At 34.3% G+C, this 19,488-nt stretch carries 19 protein-coding genes and 1 pseudogene; all 20 read right to left on the bottom strand.

Going from position 1 to position 19,488, the window contains the following annotated elements; genetic code table 11:
- Positions 1–6: 6 nt before the first annotated feature.
- Entirely contained in the window at positions 7–1,176 is a 1,170-nt protein-coding gene (locus tag BANVL01_RS13150; RefSeq protein WP_235845566.1) for a glycosyltransferase, read from the bottom strand.
- Positions 1,177–1,267: 91 nt separating this feature from the next.
- Positions 1,268–2,461 (bottom strand): glycosyltransferase, encoded by a 1,194-nt coding sequence (locus BANVL01_RS13145; protein WP_066091295.1) that lies wholly within the window; start codon positions 2,459–2,461, stop codon positions 1,268–1,270.
- A gap of 16 nt (positions 2,462–2,477) precedes the next feature.
- Positions 2,478–3,668: a glycosyltransferase gene (locus tag BANVL01_RS13140; protein WP_066091297.1), complete on the bottom strand. Its 1,191-nt coding sequence runs from the start codon at positions 3,666–3,668 to the stop codon at positions 2,478–2,480.
- Positions 3,669–3,709: 41 nt separating this feature from the next.
- Complete coding sequence (locus tag BANVL01_RS13135; RefSeq protein ID WP_066091298.1) at positions 3,710–4,681, bottom strand: glycosyltransferase; 972 nt, start codon at positions 4,679–4,681, stop codon at positions 3,710–3,712.
- Positions 4,682–4,700: 19 nt separating this feature from the next.
- Positions 4,701–5,123, bottom strand: a complete 423-nt coding sequence (locus BANVL01_RS13130) for an FAD synthase family protein (protein WP_066091300.1) — start codon at positions 5,121–5,123, stop codon at positions 4,701–4,703.
- Entirely contained in the window at positions 5,104–6,336 is a 1,233-nt protein-coding gene (locus BANVL01_RS13125) for a CDP-glycerol glycerophosphotransferase family protein (protein WP_218010662.1), read from the bottom strand. Before BANVL01_RS13125 ends, BANVL01_RS13130 begins: the two co-directional genes overlap by 20 nt.
- 24 nt (positions 6,337–6,360) lie before the next feature.
- The gene (locus tag BANVL01_RS13120) at positions 6,361–7,389 is read right to left on the bottom strand and encodes a glycosyltransferase family 2 protein (RefSeq protein ID WP_066091301.1); all 1,029 of its coding nucleotides are present in this window, start codon (positions 7,387–7,389) and stop codon (positions 6,361–6,363) included.
- 86 nt (positions 7,390–7,475) lie between these two features.
- Positions 7,476–7,826: a helix-turn-helix domain-containing protein gene (locus BANVL01_RS13115; RefSeq protein ID WP_066091304.1), complete on the bottom strand. Its 351-nt coding sequence runs from the start codon at positions 7,824–7,826 to the stop codon at positions 7,476–7,478.
- A 44-nt stretch (positions 7,827–7,870) separates the two neighbouring features.
- The gene (locus BANVL01_RS13110; RefSeq protein ID WP_156482292.1) at positions 7,871–9,004 is read right to left on the bottom strand and encodes a DegT/DnrJ/EryC1/StrS family aminotransferase; all 1,134 of its coding nucleotides are present in this window, start codon (positions 9,002–9,004) and stop codon (positions 7,871–7,873) included.
- Positions 9,005–9,052: 48 nt separating this feature from the next.
- Positions 9,053–9,703: an acetyltransferase gene (locus tag BANVL01_RS13105; RefSeq protein WP_066091308.1), complete on the bottom strand. Its 651-nt coding sequence runs from the start codon at positions 9,701–9,703 to the stop codon at positions 9,053–9,055.
- Complete coding sequence (locus tag BANVL01_RS13100; RefSeq protein ID WP_066091311.1) at positions 9,700–10,314, bottom strand: sugar transferase; 615 nt, start codon at positions 10,312–10,314, stop codon at positions 9,700–9,702. Before BANVL01_RS13100 ends, BANVL01_RS13105 begins: the two co-directional genes overlap by 4 nt.
- 27 nt (positions 10,315–10,341) lie before the next feature.
- A complete protein-coding gene (locus tag BANVL01_RS27280) occupies positions 10,342–10,491 on the bottom strand; it encodes a hypothetical protein (RefSeq protein ID WP_156482281.1) in 150 nt (49 codons plus the stop codon).
- Positions 10,492–10,528: 37 nt separating this feature from the next.
- Positions 10,529–11,725, bottom strand: a complete 1,197-nt coding sequence (locus BANVL01_RS13095; RefSeq protein ID WP_066091312.1) for a glycosyltransferase — start codon at positions 11,723–11,725, stop codon at positions 10,529–10,531.
- A gap of 69 nt (positions 11,726–11,794) precedes the next feature.
- Entirely contained in the window at positions 11,795–12,886 is a 1,092-nt protein-coding gene (locus BANVL01_RS13090; protein ID WP_066096891.1) for a glycosyltransferase family 1 protein, read from the bottom strand.
- Between the two features lie 69 nt (positions 12,887–12,955).
- The gene (locus BANVL01_RS13085) at positions 12,956–14,026 is read right to left on the bottom strand and encodes an EpsG family protein (protein ID WP_066091314.1); all 1,071 of its coding nucleotides are present in this window, start codon (positions 14,024–14,026) and stop codon (positions 12,956–12,958) included.
- Positions 14,027–14,077: 51 nt separating this feature from the next.
- Positions 14,078–14,971, bottom strand: a complete 894-nt coding sequence (locus tag BANVL01_RS13080; RefSeq protein WP_066091315.1) for a glycosyltransferase family 2 protein — start codon at positions 14,969–14,971, stop codon at positions 14,078–14,080.
- A 7-nt stretch (positions 14,972–14,978) separates the two neighbouring features.
- Positions 14,979–16,088 carry a glycosyltransferase family 1 protein gene (locus BANVL01_RS13075; RefSeq protein WP_066091316.1) on the bottom strand — a complete coding sequence of 370 codons (1,110 nt, stop codon included), beginning with the start codon at positions 16,086–16,088 and terminating at the stop codon, positions 14,979–14,981.
- Positions 16,073–17,224, bottom strand: coding sequence for a glycosyltransferase family 4 protein (locus BANVL01_RS13070; protein WP_066091318.1), 1,152 nt, complete (start codon positions 17,222–17,224; stop codon positions 16,073–16,075). The genes BANVL01_RS13075 and BANVL01_RS13070 overlap by 16 nt, the downstream gene beginning before the upstream one ends.
- Positions 17,225–17,255: 31 nt before the next feature.
- Positions 17,256–17,342, bottom strand: a pseudogene (locus tag BANVL01_RS27275) (UTP--glucose-1-phosphate uridylyltransferase); the annotation flags it as partial.
- Between the two features lie 12 nt (positions 17,343–17,354).
- Complete coding sequence (locus BANVL01_RS13065) at positions 17,355–19,181, bottom strand: polysaccharide biosynthesis protein (RefSeq protein WP_066091320.1); 1,827 nt, start codon at positions 19,179–19,181, stop codon at positions 17,355–17,357.
- Positions 19,182–19,488 lie beyond the last annotated feature (307 nt).

The raw sequence follows: 19,488 nt of genomic DNA, 5'->3' as shown, positions 1-19,488 counted from the left end.
TCCTTTCTATATTGACAGCTTTTGTGTTTTAAAAGTTGAATTTACATCATTGGTTTTTAGATTCTCAATAAATATTTTTCTTTGTAAAGGATTTTCAATAAGGTATTTTAACTTCTTATATAATTCATCCTCACTACAATCAACAATGAATCCATTGTATCCATCCTTAACTTGCTCATATGCACCTGTGAAGTTTGTCGTTATGATTGGTTTTAGCAAACATTTAGCCTCTGCAAGTGTTAGACAGTATCCCTCATGTCTCGATGTTTGGACATAAATATCTGCATTTGATATAAAAGGATAAGGATTAGGTGTGGACCCTAATAACCAAAAGTCATTCTTTAAGCCATAATCCCTAATTAGTCTTTCATACTCCTTTCTATTGTTTCCATCACCAATACAGTACCATCTCACATCATAGCCAGCTTTTCTTAGTCTGGATAAAACTTTAATTGCCATATCCTGGCCTTTTTCCTTTGAAAGCCTTCCAACTGTAACAATTTTTATACCTTTGTATGTTTCATCAAATTTGATTGTTTCTTTTGCCATTTCATTTATCAGATTAGCTGGTACTATATTCATAAAAGTCTCTGCCTTAATTTTTGCCGTCGGAATTTGCTCTATTAAACGCCGCTTTGCTTCTTTAGAAACTACATATATTTGATTGAATCTCTTGTACAATTTTGTATATAACCTTTTATTAACCTGATGTTTTGAAATATCAAAATGGACCCATGATATTTTTTTAGGTGCTTTAACTTTATGGGCTATATAATAATCAATGATATCGGTTGACCCTTGGTATGAAATAGCTACATCATATGTATTTTCATGTGGAGGTATGCTTTTAAAAATTTGCTTATAATAAAAATGCCTGTTATTTAAATATTTTGAGATGTAATATGAAAAAATAAATCCTGGCACTTTTAAGTATTGTTTATTCTTCACATAATCTTTTATGGTTTGTTGTGGCGGCTGCATGATAACCGGCTTCACTGAATGAAACCATGAAGCCTCCTCAACTTTGACCCAATCGGGGATATACTCCAAAAATCCACCTTTCTTTTCCAGCAGCAAAAGGGTAATATCATATTTTTCTTTAGGTATCTCGGTTAATAGGGAAAGAAATGACTTTTCTACACCGCCAATGTTCATACTGCTGAGCATAAAAAGCACCTTTTTCAATGTTATTTCCTCCCTATCTTCCACAAAGTTTTGATTACAAAAGAAAAGTCTCAAGTTTCTTTTGTAATCAAAACTTGAGACTTTAATTTGGAACAATATTAAAAAGTTTTTGAATTTCAGTTGTTGTGTTTATTTTGTTATTTCGTGAATTTCCTTCTAAATTTCTCCTTAGGTTTTCATCATCTAACAATCGTTTAATAGCTAAATACATTTCTTGTGCATCAAAATTTATAATTAATCCAGTATGATTATGAATAATTTGTTCACTAGCCCCTGTAAAATTTGTACTAATTATCGGCTTATCAAAGCATTTTGCTTCTGTTAATGTAATACAATAACCTTCATGTCGTGATGGCTGCACATATAGATCACACTGTTTCATAAAAGGATATGGATTAGGGTTAGCTCCTAGGAATTTGAAGTCTTTTTTTACATTGTATTCTTCTACTAATTTTTCATAATCTTCTTTGTCTCGCCCATCACCAATGCAATACCACCTAACTTTGTACCCATCTTCTTTTAATTTTGCTAATACGGGGATTGTTAAATCCTGCCCCTTCTCTTTAGTTAGTCGACCTACTGTTAATATTCTTAACCCTTTAAAATGATCCTCAAACCCAACCCCATCATTAGCCATCTTCACTATCGAACTTGGTGATATCAAATTGAAAAAGGTATCGACCTTGTCGTTAAGATTCGGCAAATAATTAATTAACTTTTTCCTGCCCTCATTTGAAACTACATAGAGCTTATCGAATTTTTTATAAATTTTCTCGGCAAATTTTTTATTAAATCCAATCCTAGTAACATCAAAATGGATCCATTGGACTTTCTTTTTAGCTTTAATCTTGTTTATAACAAAATAGCTTATGAAGTCCATGGGGCCTGCATAAGCTATTGCAACATCATATTCCGCTTTGTTATCTTGATAATCTTTTAAGGCATATTTAAATATAATGCTTCTTTCTTTCGTAATTTTTGAAATTAAGTGAAGCAAAATTATAGTAAAGGCTTTAACGAATCTCCCCCTTCTAAGAAAGTTTAAAGCAACGATGTGGAGTGGCTGATTTAATATATTTTTCATCTTGAAATATTCCGGTAAATATTCAACATGAATATCCTTAGGTAACAAATTTAAAAATCCGCCGTATTCTTCCAACATTAAAAGGGTGATGTCATATTCCTTTGAAGGGATTTCTGATAGCATGTTCAGTAATGCTTTCTCCGTCCCACCTACATTCATATTGATCAACATAAATAATAGCTTTTTTTTCATTTATTTCTCACTTTCTTTATCCAATTAATTGATAAACCTTATCTATTTCCTCAACATTTCCTTTCTTCTCAGAATGTAGGTATTCGATAACACTATCCCTTAATTCATGATCAGAGATCATTTTTAATATCCCATCACAAACGGCATCTGAGCTCATATCAACCACTAAACCATTTTTCCCATCAACCATTTGATTGTAAACTGCATCAAACCTTGTAGTGACGACTGGAATATTAAGCATTCGTGCCTCTGCAATCGCTAGTCCGAACCCCTCAAACCTCGAAGTCTGTACATACAAATCAGCATTTTTTATATATGGGTAAGGATTTGACTTAACCCCTAACAAGATAAAATGTTCAGACAAGTCATTTACCTTTATATATTCTTCTATTTCCTTTTTCAGTGGACCTTTCCCCAACGCATACCATTTAAATTTTAGTCCTCTTTCTTTAAGTTTTTTACATGCTTCAAGGGCAATATCGTATCCCTTTCCTTTAGCTAATCTGCCAATTGTAAGTATACGCATTCCTTTATATTGATCCTCATAACTATCCCCAATACTAGCCATCTTATAAATAGAATCAGGATTATTAATATCAAAAATCACATTTATCTTGTTTGAATAGTATGGAAATGTTTCCAATAATATTTCTCTCGCTGACTCAGAAACAGCTACTATTTTGTCATATTGATCATAAATTTTTTTTTGAAAAAGCTTTTCCTGTCCTTCCAACCTAAAACTTGTGTTCACCCAAGCATATTTTTTCCTTGCTTCTACCTTGTCTGCTACATAGAAAGTAGGAATTCCCTGCGCATAACTAATAGCTATATCATATGCCTTAGGATTATTTTCAATAACATTTGAAACACTTTGCCAAAAGATTCTGGCTTTCTGTGGATTACTAAATTTTTTCTTACGGATTCCCAACGAGTACTTCATCCTGGAGGAGAACATCTTAAAGTTAATATGACTTACAGAGTAAGTAATTGCTTGTTTCATACTCAAAGCCGCAAATTCTGTATACTTTAGCGGTTTTAAAATATTTACCTCTTTCGGAACTAATTCCTCAAGCTCTCCACCGTGACCGAATAGCATTAGGTCTACGGTGTACTTGGAGTAATCCAAAAGTGATAATAATGTGACTAAGCTTTTTTCCGCTCCTGCACAGTTTAATGAATCAATTACAAATAATAGGTTTTTTTTCATAACTTTCGAGTCACTCACTCTTTCTATTTTTGATTTACTGACTATAAATATCTTTTGATGTTATTAGATAATAGCAATAAGCCAACATTATAATATAGTAATGTCATTATGTATTTGTATTTTTTCGATAATATTTCATTTTTTATGATGGCCCTTTGATAGGTCATAGCACTTTGTTGTATCTTTTTTAAATATTTCCTACTAGCTTCCTTGTCTGTAACTTGGTTCAAAATGTAATAAATATTATCGACACACCCATATACGAAACAAGAAATATACTCCTTTGATAGCTTGGGATATTTTTCATTCATAAATAATAATATTTCATCCCATCCAATAAAAGCATCTAACCTTTTTTGGTTAAACTTTGAGGTTAATATACTATTCTCCCGTTTAACATATATATACCCAATATAATTGGTATATACAGCTTTATCTGCATTTGCAATAAGTCGATAAGTCGTCGATAAATCCTCATGAATTCTTCCTTCTGGGAATTGTATGTTTTCAAAACATTTCCTTTTGAATAGTTTATTGCATAGCGAAAACCTATATAAATCTCCTTTGAAAAGCTCCCTCATTGCTTCGGTATTATCCATTTCCTTTATAAAAACCTCTTCCTCCTCGTTAATCAGTTCTCCATTAATTTCTCTACCTAATTTACAAATGGAAATATCACTATTTGTTTCCTCGCATAGACAATAAAGCTTTGTATACATATCTTTATCAATACGATCATCGCCATCTACAAAACCAATAAAAACCCCTTGCGCAACCTTCACGCCAGCATTTCTTGCTGCGCTTACACCGCCATATTCCTGATTAATCACTTTCACTCTTCTGTCCAATTTTTCATATTCATGACAAATATCTCCACTTTTATCGGTTGAACCATCATTAACAAGAATAACCTCAAGGTTGGAAAAACTCTGAGCAAGAATACTGTTCAAGCAATCCTCGATAAACGGTTCAACATTATAAACAGGTACGATAATACTAATTACAGGTTTCATCTTGTTCCTCTTTCCGTCCTTATAATGTAATTTTCTGCTTTACAATGGTTGATGAAACTCCCTCGGTGTAAGGAAAATAAATAATATTCGCCCCAACATGATTAAATTTCTTTTCTAATTCATTGAAAAGTGGGCTTCCTTTCCAATCATCACCGACAAACAAAACGTCAAACTTTAAAGATTCCCAGGCTAAAAATTTATCCCTATTGGTTTGGGGAACAACCTTGTCAACATATTTTATCCCCTTAACTATTTCCATTCTTTCATGGTGTGGTATAACTGGAAATTTCCCCTTATAATCCATTACTAATTCATCCGTACTTACTCCAACAATAAGATATTCACATTGTTCTTTTGCGCGTTTTAATATATTGAGATGCCCAACATGAAATAAATCAAATACTCCGGTTGTATAACCGATTTTATATTGCTTTTCTTTCATAACTTTTCCTCCTATCCGCGTTAAAGCAAACCTTCTCTATATGCTTGAGCAGGTGCTCACTGGCCTTTCCTTTTTCAAATGACCCTACTTGTTTAATAAAATCGGATACGTCTTTAAGGTAAATTTCTTTATCAAAGTACTCTATTTTATCCAATAATTCTTGTGTGCTTTCGGCACTAATAAAAGGTAGTTCCTTTACATCAAAATATAAATTTCTATCCTTTTTTATATATTCGATTAGATCTGGTACATACAAGAAACACGGTCGTTGAGTGATAGAATAGTCAAACATTAGTGATGAATAATCGGTAATTAAAATATCAGCAATACATAGTAGTTCTTGAATATCATCATACGAAGTTACATCAATTACGTTGTCATCAAAGATCAATTCACTTGACTTGGATATTAGGTGCGGATGTAATTTGACTAAAAAGGTCCACTCCCCACCAAATTTATTTCTCAACCGTTTATTAATATTAGAATACTCTAAGTTATAGATTTCTAAATTATTATTGTCTTTCCTAAATGTTGGAGCATACAGAACGATTTTTTGATGATCCTCTATATTCAATTCCTTTAGAACTTTCTTTTTTAATAATGAATTATCGCTGAAAAGCAAATCATTTCTGGGAGTACCATATTCAAAAATTTCCCTCTGGTACCAGAATGATCTTTTAAAAACTTCTGAGCTATATTCACACCCCGATAATAATAAATCACACTTTAATGAATCCTTTTTGGCCATATTAATATAGGTTTGTGGAAGTGATTCTTCCGCATCCTTTTCTATTTGTTTTAAACGTAAAGAACTATGCCAAGTCTGAATATAATACTGATTTTTCCTCTTTACATATAAATCGGTTGTTCTAAAATTGGTAATCACAACTTTAGATGTACATAATTCATAAAAATACCTAAGAGTCATTATCTTTACTTTTCGAAAACCGCTAAAATGTGCTTTACCAGTAAGATCATTGAAAGCCCAAACCACATCGAATGTATCTTTAGGATAATTGTAGAGAATATATTCCGAAATGTATTTAGGATTACACCCATATTGGCTTCCATAGTAACTAAATAGAAATATTTTGTTTTTCTTAATGGGCAGACAGTTGAATAGATAAATCATGAAAAGTGCTGCAAAGTGTTTGACCAAGTATCTTTCGCCCCCGTGTAGTAAAAAAGGCACCCCTTTTACCAGGAGTACCATAAGAATATGACTAATAATGTCACCTTAAAAATCAATTCGTTCCAGACCAATCGGTTGAGGTAGAATTTTTACTTTTCTTAATACCTTTTGAAGAATCAGAAAAAAGACGTTTAAATACGGATGAATTATAAACAGTATAAGTTGTTTTTTTAGGAGTTCATCATCTTCCGCTGCTTTTTTAATTTCTGTAAAATTCCCCTTGATATACTCGTATATTTCTTTCCGATACAACCCTTTATAATCTTTTTTCCTGTTCCTTAAAAGAAGGTTGTAATGGATTAAATTGGTTTTTAAAAGTGTCTTATATGATTCATTCGTTAGATTTACGTAGTACTTTTCAATAAAACGATGTCTTTCTTTTAATCCCTTAAGAATATCCAAGTTCCTTGGAGAATAGGTTGCTACAATGCTATCATCTCTTTGCAAGTAAAAATAATAGGGGGTATTTAAACAAACAAACGTTTGCACGCTCCGCATAACTTGATGGGCCCAAAATACATCTTCGAATAAAACACCTTTTTTAAAAGGAATGTCTTTGATTAGCTTAGTTTTATAGAGCTTGCCCCAGGCAAAATTTTTGACTACGTTGTTTCTTACAAGTTCATACATTAATAATTTATTATCCAATACTACCGGAGAAGCCTTCTGGTTATAAACCCTATTGTCAAATAACAGGTGATCATTGTAGGCATAATAAAATGCTGATTGCACTACTTCTGCTTCATATTCACTACTTATTTTGACAAGTTCCTCTATCATACTTCTCTCTAACCAATCATCACTGTCAACAAAAATAGTATATTCTCCTGTTACATACTGCATACCATGATTTCTAGCATCAGATAATCCTCCGTTTTCCTTATGGAATACTTTGACCCGATTATCGGATATTGCATAGCTTTCTGCGATGGTTCCACAATTATCAGGGGATCCATCATTCACAAGAATAACTTCTAAATTCGTATATGTTTGTTCCAAAATACTTTCTACACATCTTGCAAGATATTGTTCAACCTTATATATCGGAACAACCACACTTACTTTTTGATTCAATTAGCATCCGCCTACCTTCATTATTTTAAATAGAAAGGAAATGGTGAAGTCGGCCAGATCCGGAAAGCATAAAACCTCAAAAGTACTTATTTTTTTGTATCCATATTTTGATTCTGCCACTTAATAAATTCAATTAATTGTTTAAATTCTTGGATTTGATTCTTTTCAATCCCTGATTTTTTAAATTCATTTGCTAAATCAATCCACTCTTTATCTGGTAATTGTTGCTCTTCATCATTTGGCCCTGTTTTTATCAGAATCTTTAGATCAACATCCAAAACCTGGGCAATCTTTCTAATGACTTGAATGGAGGGATTCTGGTTTAAGTTTCGCTCAATATTACTTAGGTAGGACTTTGAAATCCCAGCGCGTTCTGCAAGCTCTGATAATGTGAAACCTTTTTTCATTCGAATTTCATATATATTTCTTCCTATCATTAGACATACCCCGTTTTTGTCTTCTAAAATTTCATGCACGATAATTAAACATATCTCTTTCTTTCATTCCCTATAGATACCGTATCTTTAATACAATTAATAATTCTTGTTTGGTCATCTTCATTCAAATTAGATCCTGAGGGTAAACATATCCCATTTATAAATAGATATTCGGAGATATTCTCGTTTTCACCATGTGGATAATATTTAACCCCTTGAAAAATAGGCTGCATATGAAGCGGCTTCCAAACAGGCCGTGCTTCAATATTTTCTTCGGTTAAGGCCTTTAACAATTCCCCAACTGAAACACCTGCCTCTTCTTCATTTATAGTGAGGGCTGTCAGCCAACGATTGGAAAAGGTATTTTCTAGTTCAGGCATGAAGTAAAATCCCGGTAGATTAGCTAATTCCTGATAATATCTGTTAAAAATATTTCTTCTTGCTTTCACACGTTCATCTAAAACCCTTAATTGAGCTCTTCCAACCCCAGCAAGGATATTGCTCATTCGATAATTAAATCCAATATTGCTATGTTGATAATGCGGCGCCGGATCCCGGGCTTGAGTGGCCAAAAAGCGGGCTTTTTTTAATGCACCCGTATCGTTCGAAATAAGCATACCGCCACTAGAAGTTGTGATAATCTTGTTACCATTAAATGAATAAATACCAAACTGGCCAAATGTTCCGCTTGCTTTTCCTTTATATGTAGAACCAATGGATTCGGCAGCATCTTCAATCATTGGAACATTGTAATGATCACAAATGGAAGTTATCTCATCCATTTTTGCACTTTGCCCATACAGGTTCACAACGATGACTGCTTTCGGTAGATTTCCTTCATCCGATGCATCTTTAAATGCCTTTTCTAAAGCATCGGGAGACATATTCCATGTAACTGGCTCGGAATCGATAAATACTGGCTCCGCTCCCTGATAAATAATCGGATTGGCACTTGCAATAAAGGTGAGGCTTGAACAAAAAACTTTGTCACCCTTTTTTACATTTAATAAAGAAAGAGCCAAATGAATCGCTGCAGTTCCTGAACTTACGGCAACAGCTTCATTGGCTCCTACATATTCGGCTATTTCTTTTTCAAATTCATCAACATTCGGTCCGAGCGGTGCTATCCAATTGGTGTCAAAGGCTTCCTTTATATACCTTAGCTCATCCCCGCTCATATGTGGCGATGAAAGAAAAACCCTCTTTTTATATGTTGTATTTATCAATTAATTCACCTCTTCCATCACGGGATTAACTTTTTTAATCTTGGCAGGAATACCAACAGCTGTACAATGGGAGGGTATATCCGTTATGACCGTTGCCCCTGCACCAATAATGGCCCAGTCACCAATCTTAGCGTTTGGGATAATTGTCGCCCCTGCGCCAACATAGCTTCCTTTACCTAGTTGAACAGTTCCTGTTAAAGTGGTTCCTGGGCACACATGGCAAAATTCCCCAACTACACTATCATGTTCAATCACTGAGGCTGTGTTTACTATTGAATGAACACCGATTCTTGTATCTGCATTTATGACCGCATGAGGCATGACAACTGTACCATGGCCAATCTTGGCACTAGGACTAATAACAGCCGATTTATGAATGACAGAAATATAATTCTTATCAGGAATATTTAATTTCCGAACAATGGATTGGCGAACCTTATTATCCCCAATCGCAATGACAAATTTTAAGTCTCGGGAATGTTCAAGCAAATGTATAGCAGTGGAAATTGGACCACAATAGACATTCTCAACCAGTCCTACATCATCGTATTTATCATCTAAAAAACCGACAATTTCATTTTCTTTGTCCGATAAAATCATATCAGCGATTACTTTACTGTGACCTCCACGTCCAATCACTACAATTTTCATCCATGTCCCCCTCTCACAGTGGAACTCGACCCTTTAAAGCATTCCATTGTAGCCTTTCCTGGCTGATTTATTCCCTCAGAAGTCGCTACTTTGAAGACTGTTAAAAATAGAATTTTCGTATCAAGGAAGAAGGATCGATTGTTTACATACCAAACATCTAATTCAAATTTCTCTTCCCACGATATCGCATTCCTTCCATTTACTTGTGCCCAACCGGTTATGCCAGGTCTAACATCATGTCTTATTGATTGCTCTTTTGTATATAACGGAAGATACTCCATCAACAATGGCCTTGGTCCAACTAAACTGATATCCCCCTTGATCACATTAATTAATTGTGGGTATTCATCTAAACTATATTTTCTTAGAAACTGACCAAAGTGGGTCAGCCTTTCATAGTCGGGTAGTAACTGGCCTTTATGATCTTTTTCATTTGTCATTGTTCTAAGTTTATAAAGGTAAAATGGTTTTCCCCCTAATCCAGGGCGCAGCTGTCTGAATAGGATTGGCGATCCTAATTTTAACTTTACCAACAAAGCAATAATAATAAAGATGGGAGAAAGACCCACTAACAAAACCAATGATACTGAGAGATCAAACATTCGCTTCAATACAAGCCATCCCCTACAATTCTAAGTTTACACTTGACTTTTTTCTGAAATAATTTGTTGTTTAATTACCTCTATTAATTCTATGACTCTAATATTTAAATTATCCTGAGAACTCGCAATTGTTTGAATTAATATTTGCTGAAATTTTTGTTGAGCTAATAATTTTGAAGCATCCATTTTTCTACCCTAATAAATATACATAGGTTCAATATTCCTAACCTATTAGGTTATATAACTTTTCAATTTCGCTTTCGTTCCCATAATCCTTTGATAGAACATTTGCTATTAGCTTATTCCGCAGATTATCATCGTTTATTAAATTTTCAATTCCCTTCGCAATACCAGTAACATCTTGAGTGGTTATTAAAGCATCAACTCCATCAGATGCTTGGCTTTTAGCTGTTGGGAAATTTGTGATAACAACAGGCTTCCCTAATATTTGGGCTTCTCTAATCGTAACCGCCTTGCCTTCATATCTTGATGGCTGTACATAGATATCACATGCTTTAATGTATGGATATGGATTTGTCTTTTTACCTATCAGAAAGAACCTATTTGACAAGTCTAATTGGTTGATGATTTCTCTTAAGTCAGCTTCAAGGGGACCATATCCAACTACATACCACTCAACATCGTAACCAGCATTCACCAATTCTTTACATGCCTTTATTGCATAATCCAACCCTTTTGCATGGGAAAAGCGACCAACTGTTAATAGAATCGTTTTCCCAGGAGTCTTTTTAATTTCTTCAGGTTGGTTTTCATCTGCTTGTTTCCTGATAAATGCGGGAGATAAAATATTTTCTATCACCATTGTCTTTTGTTCTTGGTCCGGAAATATATTTATGAAAGTGTTTGAACATTCCTCCGACACAGCAACGATATTATCTAATTTATCCCACATCTTTGTTTCTAGTTTCCTGTTCAAATGGATATTGGAATAATCTGTATGTATCCATCCTATCCTTCTTTTTGCTTTTACCTTTTCGGCTACAAAATGATGTGGCCATAGAAAACCTATGGCCACATCATACTCTTTATATAATTTTGGCAAATAGCGATTAGCCATCTCCCAACCATATTGAATAACCAGGTAGCCCGGTTCATCAATATTTTTCATTTTTCCGTGAAACGATCCGATATATTTCGCAATGATTCTCGAAATAGCAATAGGAAAATGTCCTTCTTTTGCTATTTGGGCAATTGGCATTCTAAAGGTTGTGTAGGAAGGTAGTTCTGGTAATAATTTAGGACCGGTTGGCAAGAATGGGAGGAATTCTCCTTCATGTTTAAATAACATTAAATCTACATCATATTTTGTGTAATCAATTTGACTTAATAACCCTATTAAACTTCTTTCTACACCACCTATAGCCAAGTCAAAGGATGTAATTAGTATTGTTTTTTTCATATAAATTTCCTCGCCAATAACAAATTATTATGTTACGTTTTATCCTGGCTTACAATGCGTTTTCCTCCGTCAGCTAGCACCATATAAATCAATCCAATTATAGAGGTTATTTTCAATATTATAGCCTCTTTGGGATATCTCTTGGTTAATTAACTTACTATCGGGTCTTTCCTTATTTAAGGCTGCTTTAACTTCCGAACACCAAATTTCTATCCTCTCATCAAGACTGACATATGATGTTAATCCTAATCCCATATCTGTCGTTTTTGGCACTGCATCGGAAATGACACATGGAGTTCCCGCACATTGGGCCTCCAATGCTACAATACCAAAACCTTCAAATTGTGAAGGAAATAGGAATACATCAAAGGCTTTCATTAATCTGGGGATATCCTCTCTTACCCCTAAGAGCCTTAGGTTATTTAAAATTCCTAGCCTTTGTGCTTCTTTTTCAATACTGTCTTTTAGGGGACCGTCACCTATTAATAGGGCCACAAAACAATTGTCTTCCTCTGCTAATTTCTTTAAAACTTTTAAGATAAACATATGATTCTTTGAATCCGAGAACCGCCCTACATGACCTAAAATCTTCGAATTTCTTGGGAGTTCCAACTCATCGAAAACACTTTCTTTAAAGTTTGTGTCTATACCGGAAAATTGGGTGATATTAATACCATTTTTAAGAATACTCACTATTCCTTTATTAAGCATCTTCTTTCCAAAGAGAAACTCCGCTGCTTCTTTGCTGCAGCTACAATAATGTGTTGCAGAAAATTTAATTATTGTTCGAAGGATTTTTAACATCAATTTTTCAGAATATCGATTTCCCCTATTCCAATTGGTACTATGGGAATGACAAATTCTCTTTTTAATCCCGCTTATTTTTGCTGCTAAAGCAGGAAAACCACTTTGAAAGTCTGTATGAGAATGAACAGCAATAAAAGAATTTGCTGACATAATTTTTACTAATTCTTTTATATAAGCGATTGGACCAAGTCGCCCTAAACTGGGAACTTTGAATATTCTTCCCCCCAGCTCCAAAATTTCCTTTTCATAATCTCCTTGTTTACCTGAATGTGATATAAAGTCAAATTGAATTTTTGATCGATCCAAATTCCTATAAATATTCATGATTAGGGTTTCTGCCCCACCGCGTTCCATTGAGCTAACAATATGTAATATTCGATTAGGTGTATTTTCCAATGTATTCACCCCCCATACTGAAAATTTCTATAATAAATAATTACTTTTATAAATGATATTTAAAGAAATAACACTTTCGAAATAATAAAATAAAAAATAACATATCAAAAGTGCATAATAGATGAACCTTTGATCCTTCTCATTAAATAACTTTATAATCCATGAAATAAGAATAAGTTCATATAAACCGAAATAAATTGAGAACCTTGCAAAAATCCAATTTTGTGTGGAAACAATCATAAAGACTAATCCGATTATTGCCATATTTACTATATAGTCACTCTCAGGGAATATTTTCCTAAGCTTATCCCTCCCAAGATAGGCGATTATAAGGGGGACACCATTTACTGCAACCCTCATAAAACTTGCTCCACCTTCATCAAAACTCTGATAGTGACCATATTGCGTATCTTGGATAGCTGAAAATAATATACCTGAAAATTTATCAAATCCTATAACAATAACTACTGAGAAGGATAAGAGAATAAACGTTGCTTTTGACCATGCTTTAAATCTAACCATAAAATAAATTGGGATTAGAACCAAAGCACTTTCATGAAAGGTAGAGGCAAAAAGTACAATTAAAATATATTTAAACCAATTGCCGTTTATTAAATATTTGGTTGCAGTAAACACTATCGCAGCTGCAAGGCATTGCCTCATACCATTCATGGAAACTAAAAATAACCCGCCTGTAATATAAACATACGTGCTTAATTCAAACAAACGCGAGTATTTGTACAAAACAAGAACGATAAGTATATTTGTAATAATAGCAGTTGTAAAAATTAAGATTTGAGGGTCATTGGAATACATTTTTAAAATCATTTGCATGATCCCAAAACCAATATCTTTTTGCGAATTGACATATTCCCAAGTGAAATCATTTGTTTCAAATATATGCTTATAAAAATAAGTATCCCCGATATTAGACCTAAGACCTGCAACTAGTACCAAAGAGATCATTGCACCAAAAGCTAATAATTTATTTGGTTTTATTGGAACTGAAGTGGGCAATCCCACTGTGGAAACTGAGAAGTATCTTGAAAACAATGACAAAACAAAAACTATGGCAAGATTGATCCATAGAATGGTCATAATTATAGTTCCTTCCGTAATTCTTAGTTTAATAATCGTTTTCAGTAAAGTTTAACCTGATTCAGGCTGGCTTGTTTTTGTAGCAATATAAAAGTATAAAAAAATGCCGAATGGAATGGCCAAAAGTGTTAGCATTTTACCTGGTGTCTCGCTTAAAAGTCTCCAATTCTTAATCATTAGACTACTTGAAACATAATGTATGGCCTGCCTAAACTTAAATGAGAAACTAGTAAATGGTAACTTCATAAGCTCTTTACGGTAGAAAGCAAATCCCCTGGGATTCTTACGATACTGATTAAACATATTTAATGAAGAACCATCAGGAAGATACTCAACACAACAAAGCACTTCATTCAATAAGAGCAATTCATATTCCATGTCAAGCATATAGTATTTATAGGCCAAGCCTACATATTTTTCGTTCTCAAATATAGGGTATGGATGCTGCTTGGTGAGTTGGGTTCGATAAACAAGCTTTTTATCACCTGTTACACCATATTTGTAATATAGATCATACAATGTAGAACTTTGAAGACCTTTAGGTAAATCAGTACCGATGATGCTCTTATCAGTATAAGAGTCCAGACCAATTATTCCACTCACCTTGTCACTGCCGTACCTTTTCCAAAACATTTTAATCTTTTCAACGGCATGTTCAGGCATGTAGTCATCAGAGTCAATACAAACATTTAGTTCTGTATTAATAAGTTCATAGGCGGTATTATGTGCACCATGCATCCCCTGGTTTTCTTGCCAATGATAGTTGATTTCAATCCGGTTCTCCTTAATCCAGCTATTTACTAATTCTCTTGTTTTATCAGTCGACCCGTCATCAATTATTAACCATACAAAATCTTTACACGTTTGACGAAGAAGGCTTTGATAACACGCATTAAGACAATATGCTCGATTATAGGTCGGAGTAAATACGGTCAATAATTTCATTTAAAAGTCACCCCGATATACCTAAGTAAAAGTCTTCTATATTTCCCGCTGTTTCCCTTATGTCATACCCCTGTTTTGCTATTGTATTTGTAAAATCTCTTCTCCTTAAATTTGTAGATGATATTCCCTTGATTTTTTCGACCCACAAACTTTTATCTGATAAAGGAATAAATTCAACTAAATCACTTCCAATTTCAACTTCATGAGATATATTATCAGATATTATACATGGTAATCCGGCGCCTTGGGCCTCAATTAATGAAACAGGTAATCCTTCATGTAAAGAAGGAAATACAAAAACGTCAAATGCTTGCAGTAAACGCTGGATGTCACTTCGAATCCCCATAAATATTACCTTATCTTTTAAATTTGACTCTACAACCTGTTTCTCAATTTCTAAACGCAGCGGCCCATCTCCAACTAAAATCAAAACGGAATCTTGATTTATTTTGTGATATTCAGCAAAAGTATTAATAAGAAATCCATGATTTTTCTGATGAGCAAATCTACCCACGTGCCCTAGAATGAATACATTTTTATCTAGCTCTAGTTCCTTTCTTACCTCTTCTCTAACCCCTTGAGAAAATACAAATTTATCACATTCAATTCCATTCTTTAAGATTCTGGCAGCGTGTGATCTGTTCTTAAACAACCACTCAGCAGCATAATTTGAGCATGCAAAAAAATTTGTTGTATTTGGAAGGATAAACTTCCCCGCGTACCATTTATATACTTTTGAAGCCAGCCCTCCCTCACTACTAGTATTATGGCTATGTGATATGCGGATAGGTATACCTGCTTTTTTAGCTTCGCGGAGAACTAAACCGGTCATCTTATCCATGTGTGAATGAACAACTTTATAATGATTATTTATTGTAAAAAATTTATTTAGTTCTTTAACATATTTAAAGTGTCCAACTTCTGAGATATATGGGATTCTGTGAACTATACCACCCAGTTTAACTATCTCTGTATCGAATACCCCCTCTTTACATGTTAAGAAATCAAATTGAACCCTTGATCTATCTATATTCCGATACAGATTCATGATTAAGGTTTCTGCACCACCACGGTTCATATTGACAACCACATGTAATATCCTTAATGGATTGCCCAAATTACTTCCTCCATTTCACCCATATGATTTCTATAAATACGGCTCTTTTCTTCAAGAACCTTTTGTATACAAAATCTAGCTAGTATCATGTTCCGTCCTTCAATCCCAAATTTAGTTTTAAGTTCTCTATTATTGGCTAGAGTTTTAATTTGTTTTGAGAAATCCTCTGAATTATTCCTTATTAACCAGCCGTTTTTGCTATTTTCAATTAGTTCTTTATGCCCCCTATTATCATTAGCTATAATGGGTAACCCACATGCCATTGCTTCCATAATATTTACGGGGAGTCCCTCTCTAAGACTTGAGGCAACAGCTATATCACTCATTTTTAGTAAGATATCAATATCATTCCGATATCCAAGGAAGTCAACCATTTCAGCGACACCTAATCTAAGGGAAAGTTCTTGGCATTCCTGTTGTAAAGGTCCCACCCCAGCAAGTAATAGCTTTGCATTTGGTACCTCATCCTTAATTAAGGCTAATGATTCAATCAATAACTTTTGGTTTTTATTCTTATTGAATTCCGCAGCGTAAAACAATAAAAAATCATGAATATAATATCCATGTTCTTTCCTTAAAAGGGATTTATCTGTTTCTTCAACTGGTTTGTAAAAGTCTGTATCCACCCCAACGCCATGTATATGTTCAATTTCTTTCGCTTTAAACCGATGATTCTTTGCAATGATATAATCCTCTTGATTGATTGTAATCAGGCAATCCGTAAACCTAGCAAGATATCTTTCAATTGGATAATATAGCAACCAATTTCTAACTGGGCCACCTTTACAAAAATGGAACCCATGGGCTGTATATAAGACCTTTGTTCCATTTTTTCTTGCCTCTCTTGCCGCTAGCCTGGTAAGAACTCCCCCCGTCGGAGTGTGGCAATGGATAATTTTATACTGATTTTCATCGATTATTGATTTAAGCTCTTTATATGCAACTATATTTTTGTTGTTAAGAGGTGATCTTTGAATTGGGATATTATATTTTCTGTCCACATACGGAAGTTTCATGTCACCACATGCTGCAACATGCACTTCCCATCCCTGCTCCTTAAACCACTTCAAATATGGCAAATGAAAGGCTTTGAAATGATAATCGACAGTTGCACAAAAAAGCGCCTTTTTATGCATTTCAATCCTCCCACCTTATTTAAATTTCCTTAATTAGCTCTTTTGGCATTGCCTTTGTTGGGGGAAGAAATCTTGTTCCCAGCCCCGCAGCAGGTATAATTGCTTTTTTAATTTTCATTCTTACACTCCTCTATACGGAAACTGATAACTTTTGTTTTGGAACTACTTTATAGTTAGCAAGGGTAATCAATCTTTTCCTAATTTCCTCTTTATCAAGCTTTGAGTATGATGAGATCACTTCTTCTATTTCTTGTATTAATAGTTCAGAAGTTTTCCCAATATATATTTTTGGATAAATTTGCTCTTCATGAACTTCATCTTCTTTTAATAACTCTTCAAAAAGCTTTTCTCCTGGTCTCATTCCGGTAAATTCAATCCCAATCTCATCAATGGAGCTTCCTGAAAGTTTTATTAAATTCTTGGCTAAATCAACAATTTTCACGGGGTCGCCCATATCTAAAATAAATATTTCCCCACCTTTCGCAAGTGAGCCAGCTTGAAGTACTAACCGCGATGCTTCCGGGATGGTCATAAAGTAACGAACCATATTAGGATGAGTTACCGTGACAGGTCCTCCACTTTCAATTTGTCTTTTAAACAAAGGGATGACACTGCCTCTGCTTCCTAGAACATTCCCAAACCGAACAACAACAAATTTAGTCTCACTCTCACTGTCCATATACTGAATAATCATTTCTGCAAGCCTTTTGGTTGCACCCATTACACTCGTAGGATTCACTGCTTTATCAGTTGAAATCATTACAAACGTTTCGACCCCATTCCAACTTGCTGCCTTTGCTGCATTCATTGTTCCAATTATGTTATTTTTCACAGCTTCCTCAGGATTTGCCTCCATTAGTGGAACGTGCTTATGAGCAGCTGCGTGATAGACTGCATCAGGTAGATATGTACTCATAACAAGCATCATTTTCTTTGCATCCTGCAAATCAGCAATCACTGGAATAAATTCAATATCTGTATTCTTAAAGGTTTCCTTTAATTCCATCTCAATCGAATAAATGCTATTTTCGCCGTGACCAAGTAAGATTAAGCGACTAGGATTAAACTTAGAAATTTGCCGGCAAATTTCTGAACCAATTGAACCCCCAGCTCCAGTAACTAATACAACTTTATTTGTGATATTTTCGGCAATACTATTAATATCTAACTCTACTTGCTCCCTACCCAGTAGATCCTCTACCTGTACATCCCGGAATTGTTTAACAGATACTTTTCCCGTCATCAGATCCTCAAGCATGGGAAGAATTTGTGTTTTTGCACTTGTCTTTGCACATTCTTGAAAAATCATATTTAATTCCTTTTTGCTAAGTGACGGGATAGCAATGACAATATTCTTAATTCCTAAAGCAACGACTGCAGCTTCAATCTGGTTAATTCCACCAATGACGGATAATCCTAAAATATCAAGTTTATGCTTTTTATCATCATCATCGATAAAACCAACTGGCAGTAAATCAGCCTCGTTATTTTTTAGAAGTTGTCTTGCTACCATCATTCCCGCAGACCCCGCTCCAACAATAAGCGTTCTCTTTTTGTTACCGATTTTATTGAGGTATGAATCCCGATACATTCTCCAACAAAACCGGGAACCGCCGATAAAAGACATATCGAGTAACCACGTTACGGTCAGTAAACGAAACTGTACTTCTCGAGCGATGAGCTGCTGTACAACAGCTGCAATGAGGATGGAGATTGTGATAACCTTTAAAATACTTATTAACTCTCCAATACTGGCGTATTCCCAGGCTTTTTTGTATAGATGGAATTTGAATGAAAGTAAATAATGACTTAGTAAAATAACCATTGAGCTTAATACGATTGGAAAAGTAATCACATGAAAAGTTCCATTGACTAGGAAACGACTGAAGAAAATGGCCGTTAAGACAATACATGAATCTATAACAATAAATAATGATAATCTCTGTCGATAGGTCATACTATCCCCCCTTTATTAAAGGACTTTTATGAATAAAATCTGTTTAAAATAAAAATGTTAATTATGTTAACTTCGTAAAGAACACATAATTAACATTTTTATTTAACTTGGGCATCTAACCCGTCCTCACATCATACTTTCGACGACTAGCGTCTAAGGTCAAAAGACCCACAGCATGACCGAGTACCTCCATCGATAACGGTAAGGAGACATCACCAGAATCAGTTTTTCATTCTTAAAGGAACAAAATTTTCTTAATAACGAACATAAGTGATAAAAATTTTTCCCTTTTCAACTTCTCGTTATG

Origin of the sequence: Neobacillus novalis NBRC 102450, from assembly GCF_001591805.1 — a bacterium.
GTDB lineage: Bacteria > Bacillota > Bacilli > Bacillales > Cytobacillaceae > Neobacillus > Neobacillus novalis.
The sequence above is the reverse complement of the archived record's forward strand: the minus strand, read 5'-3'. Positions and strand labels throughout refer to the sequence as shown.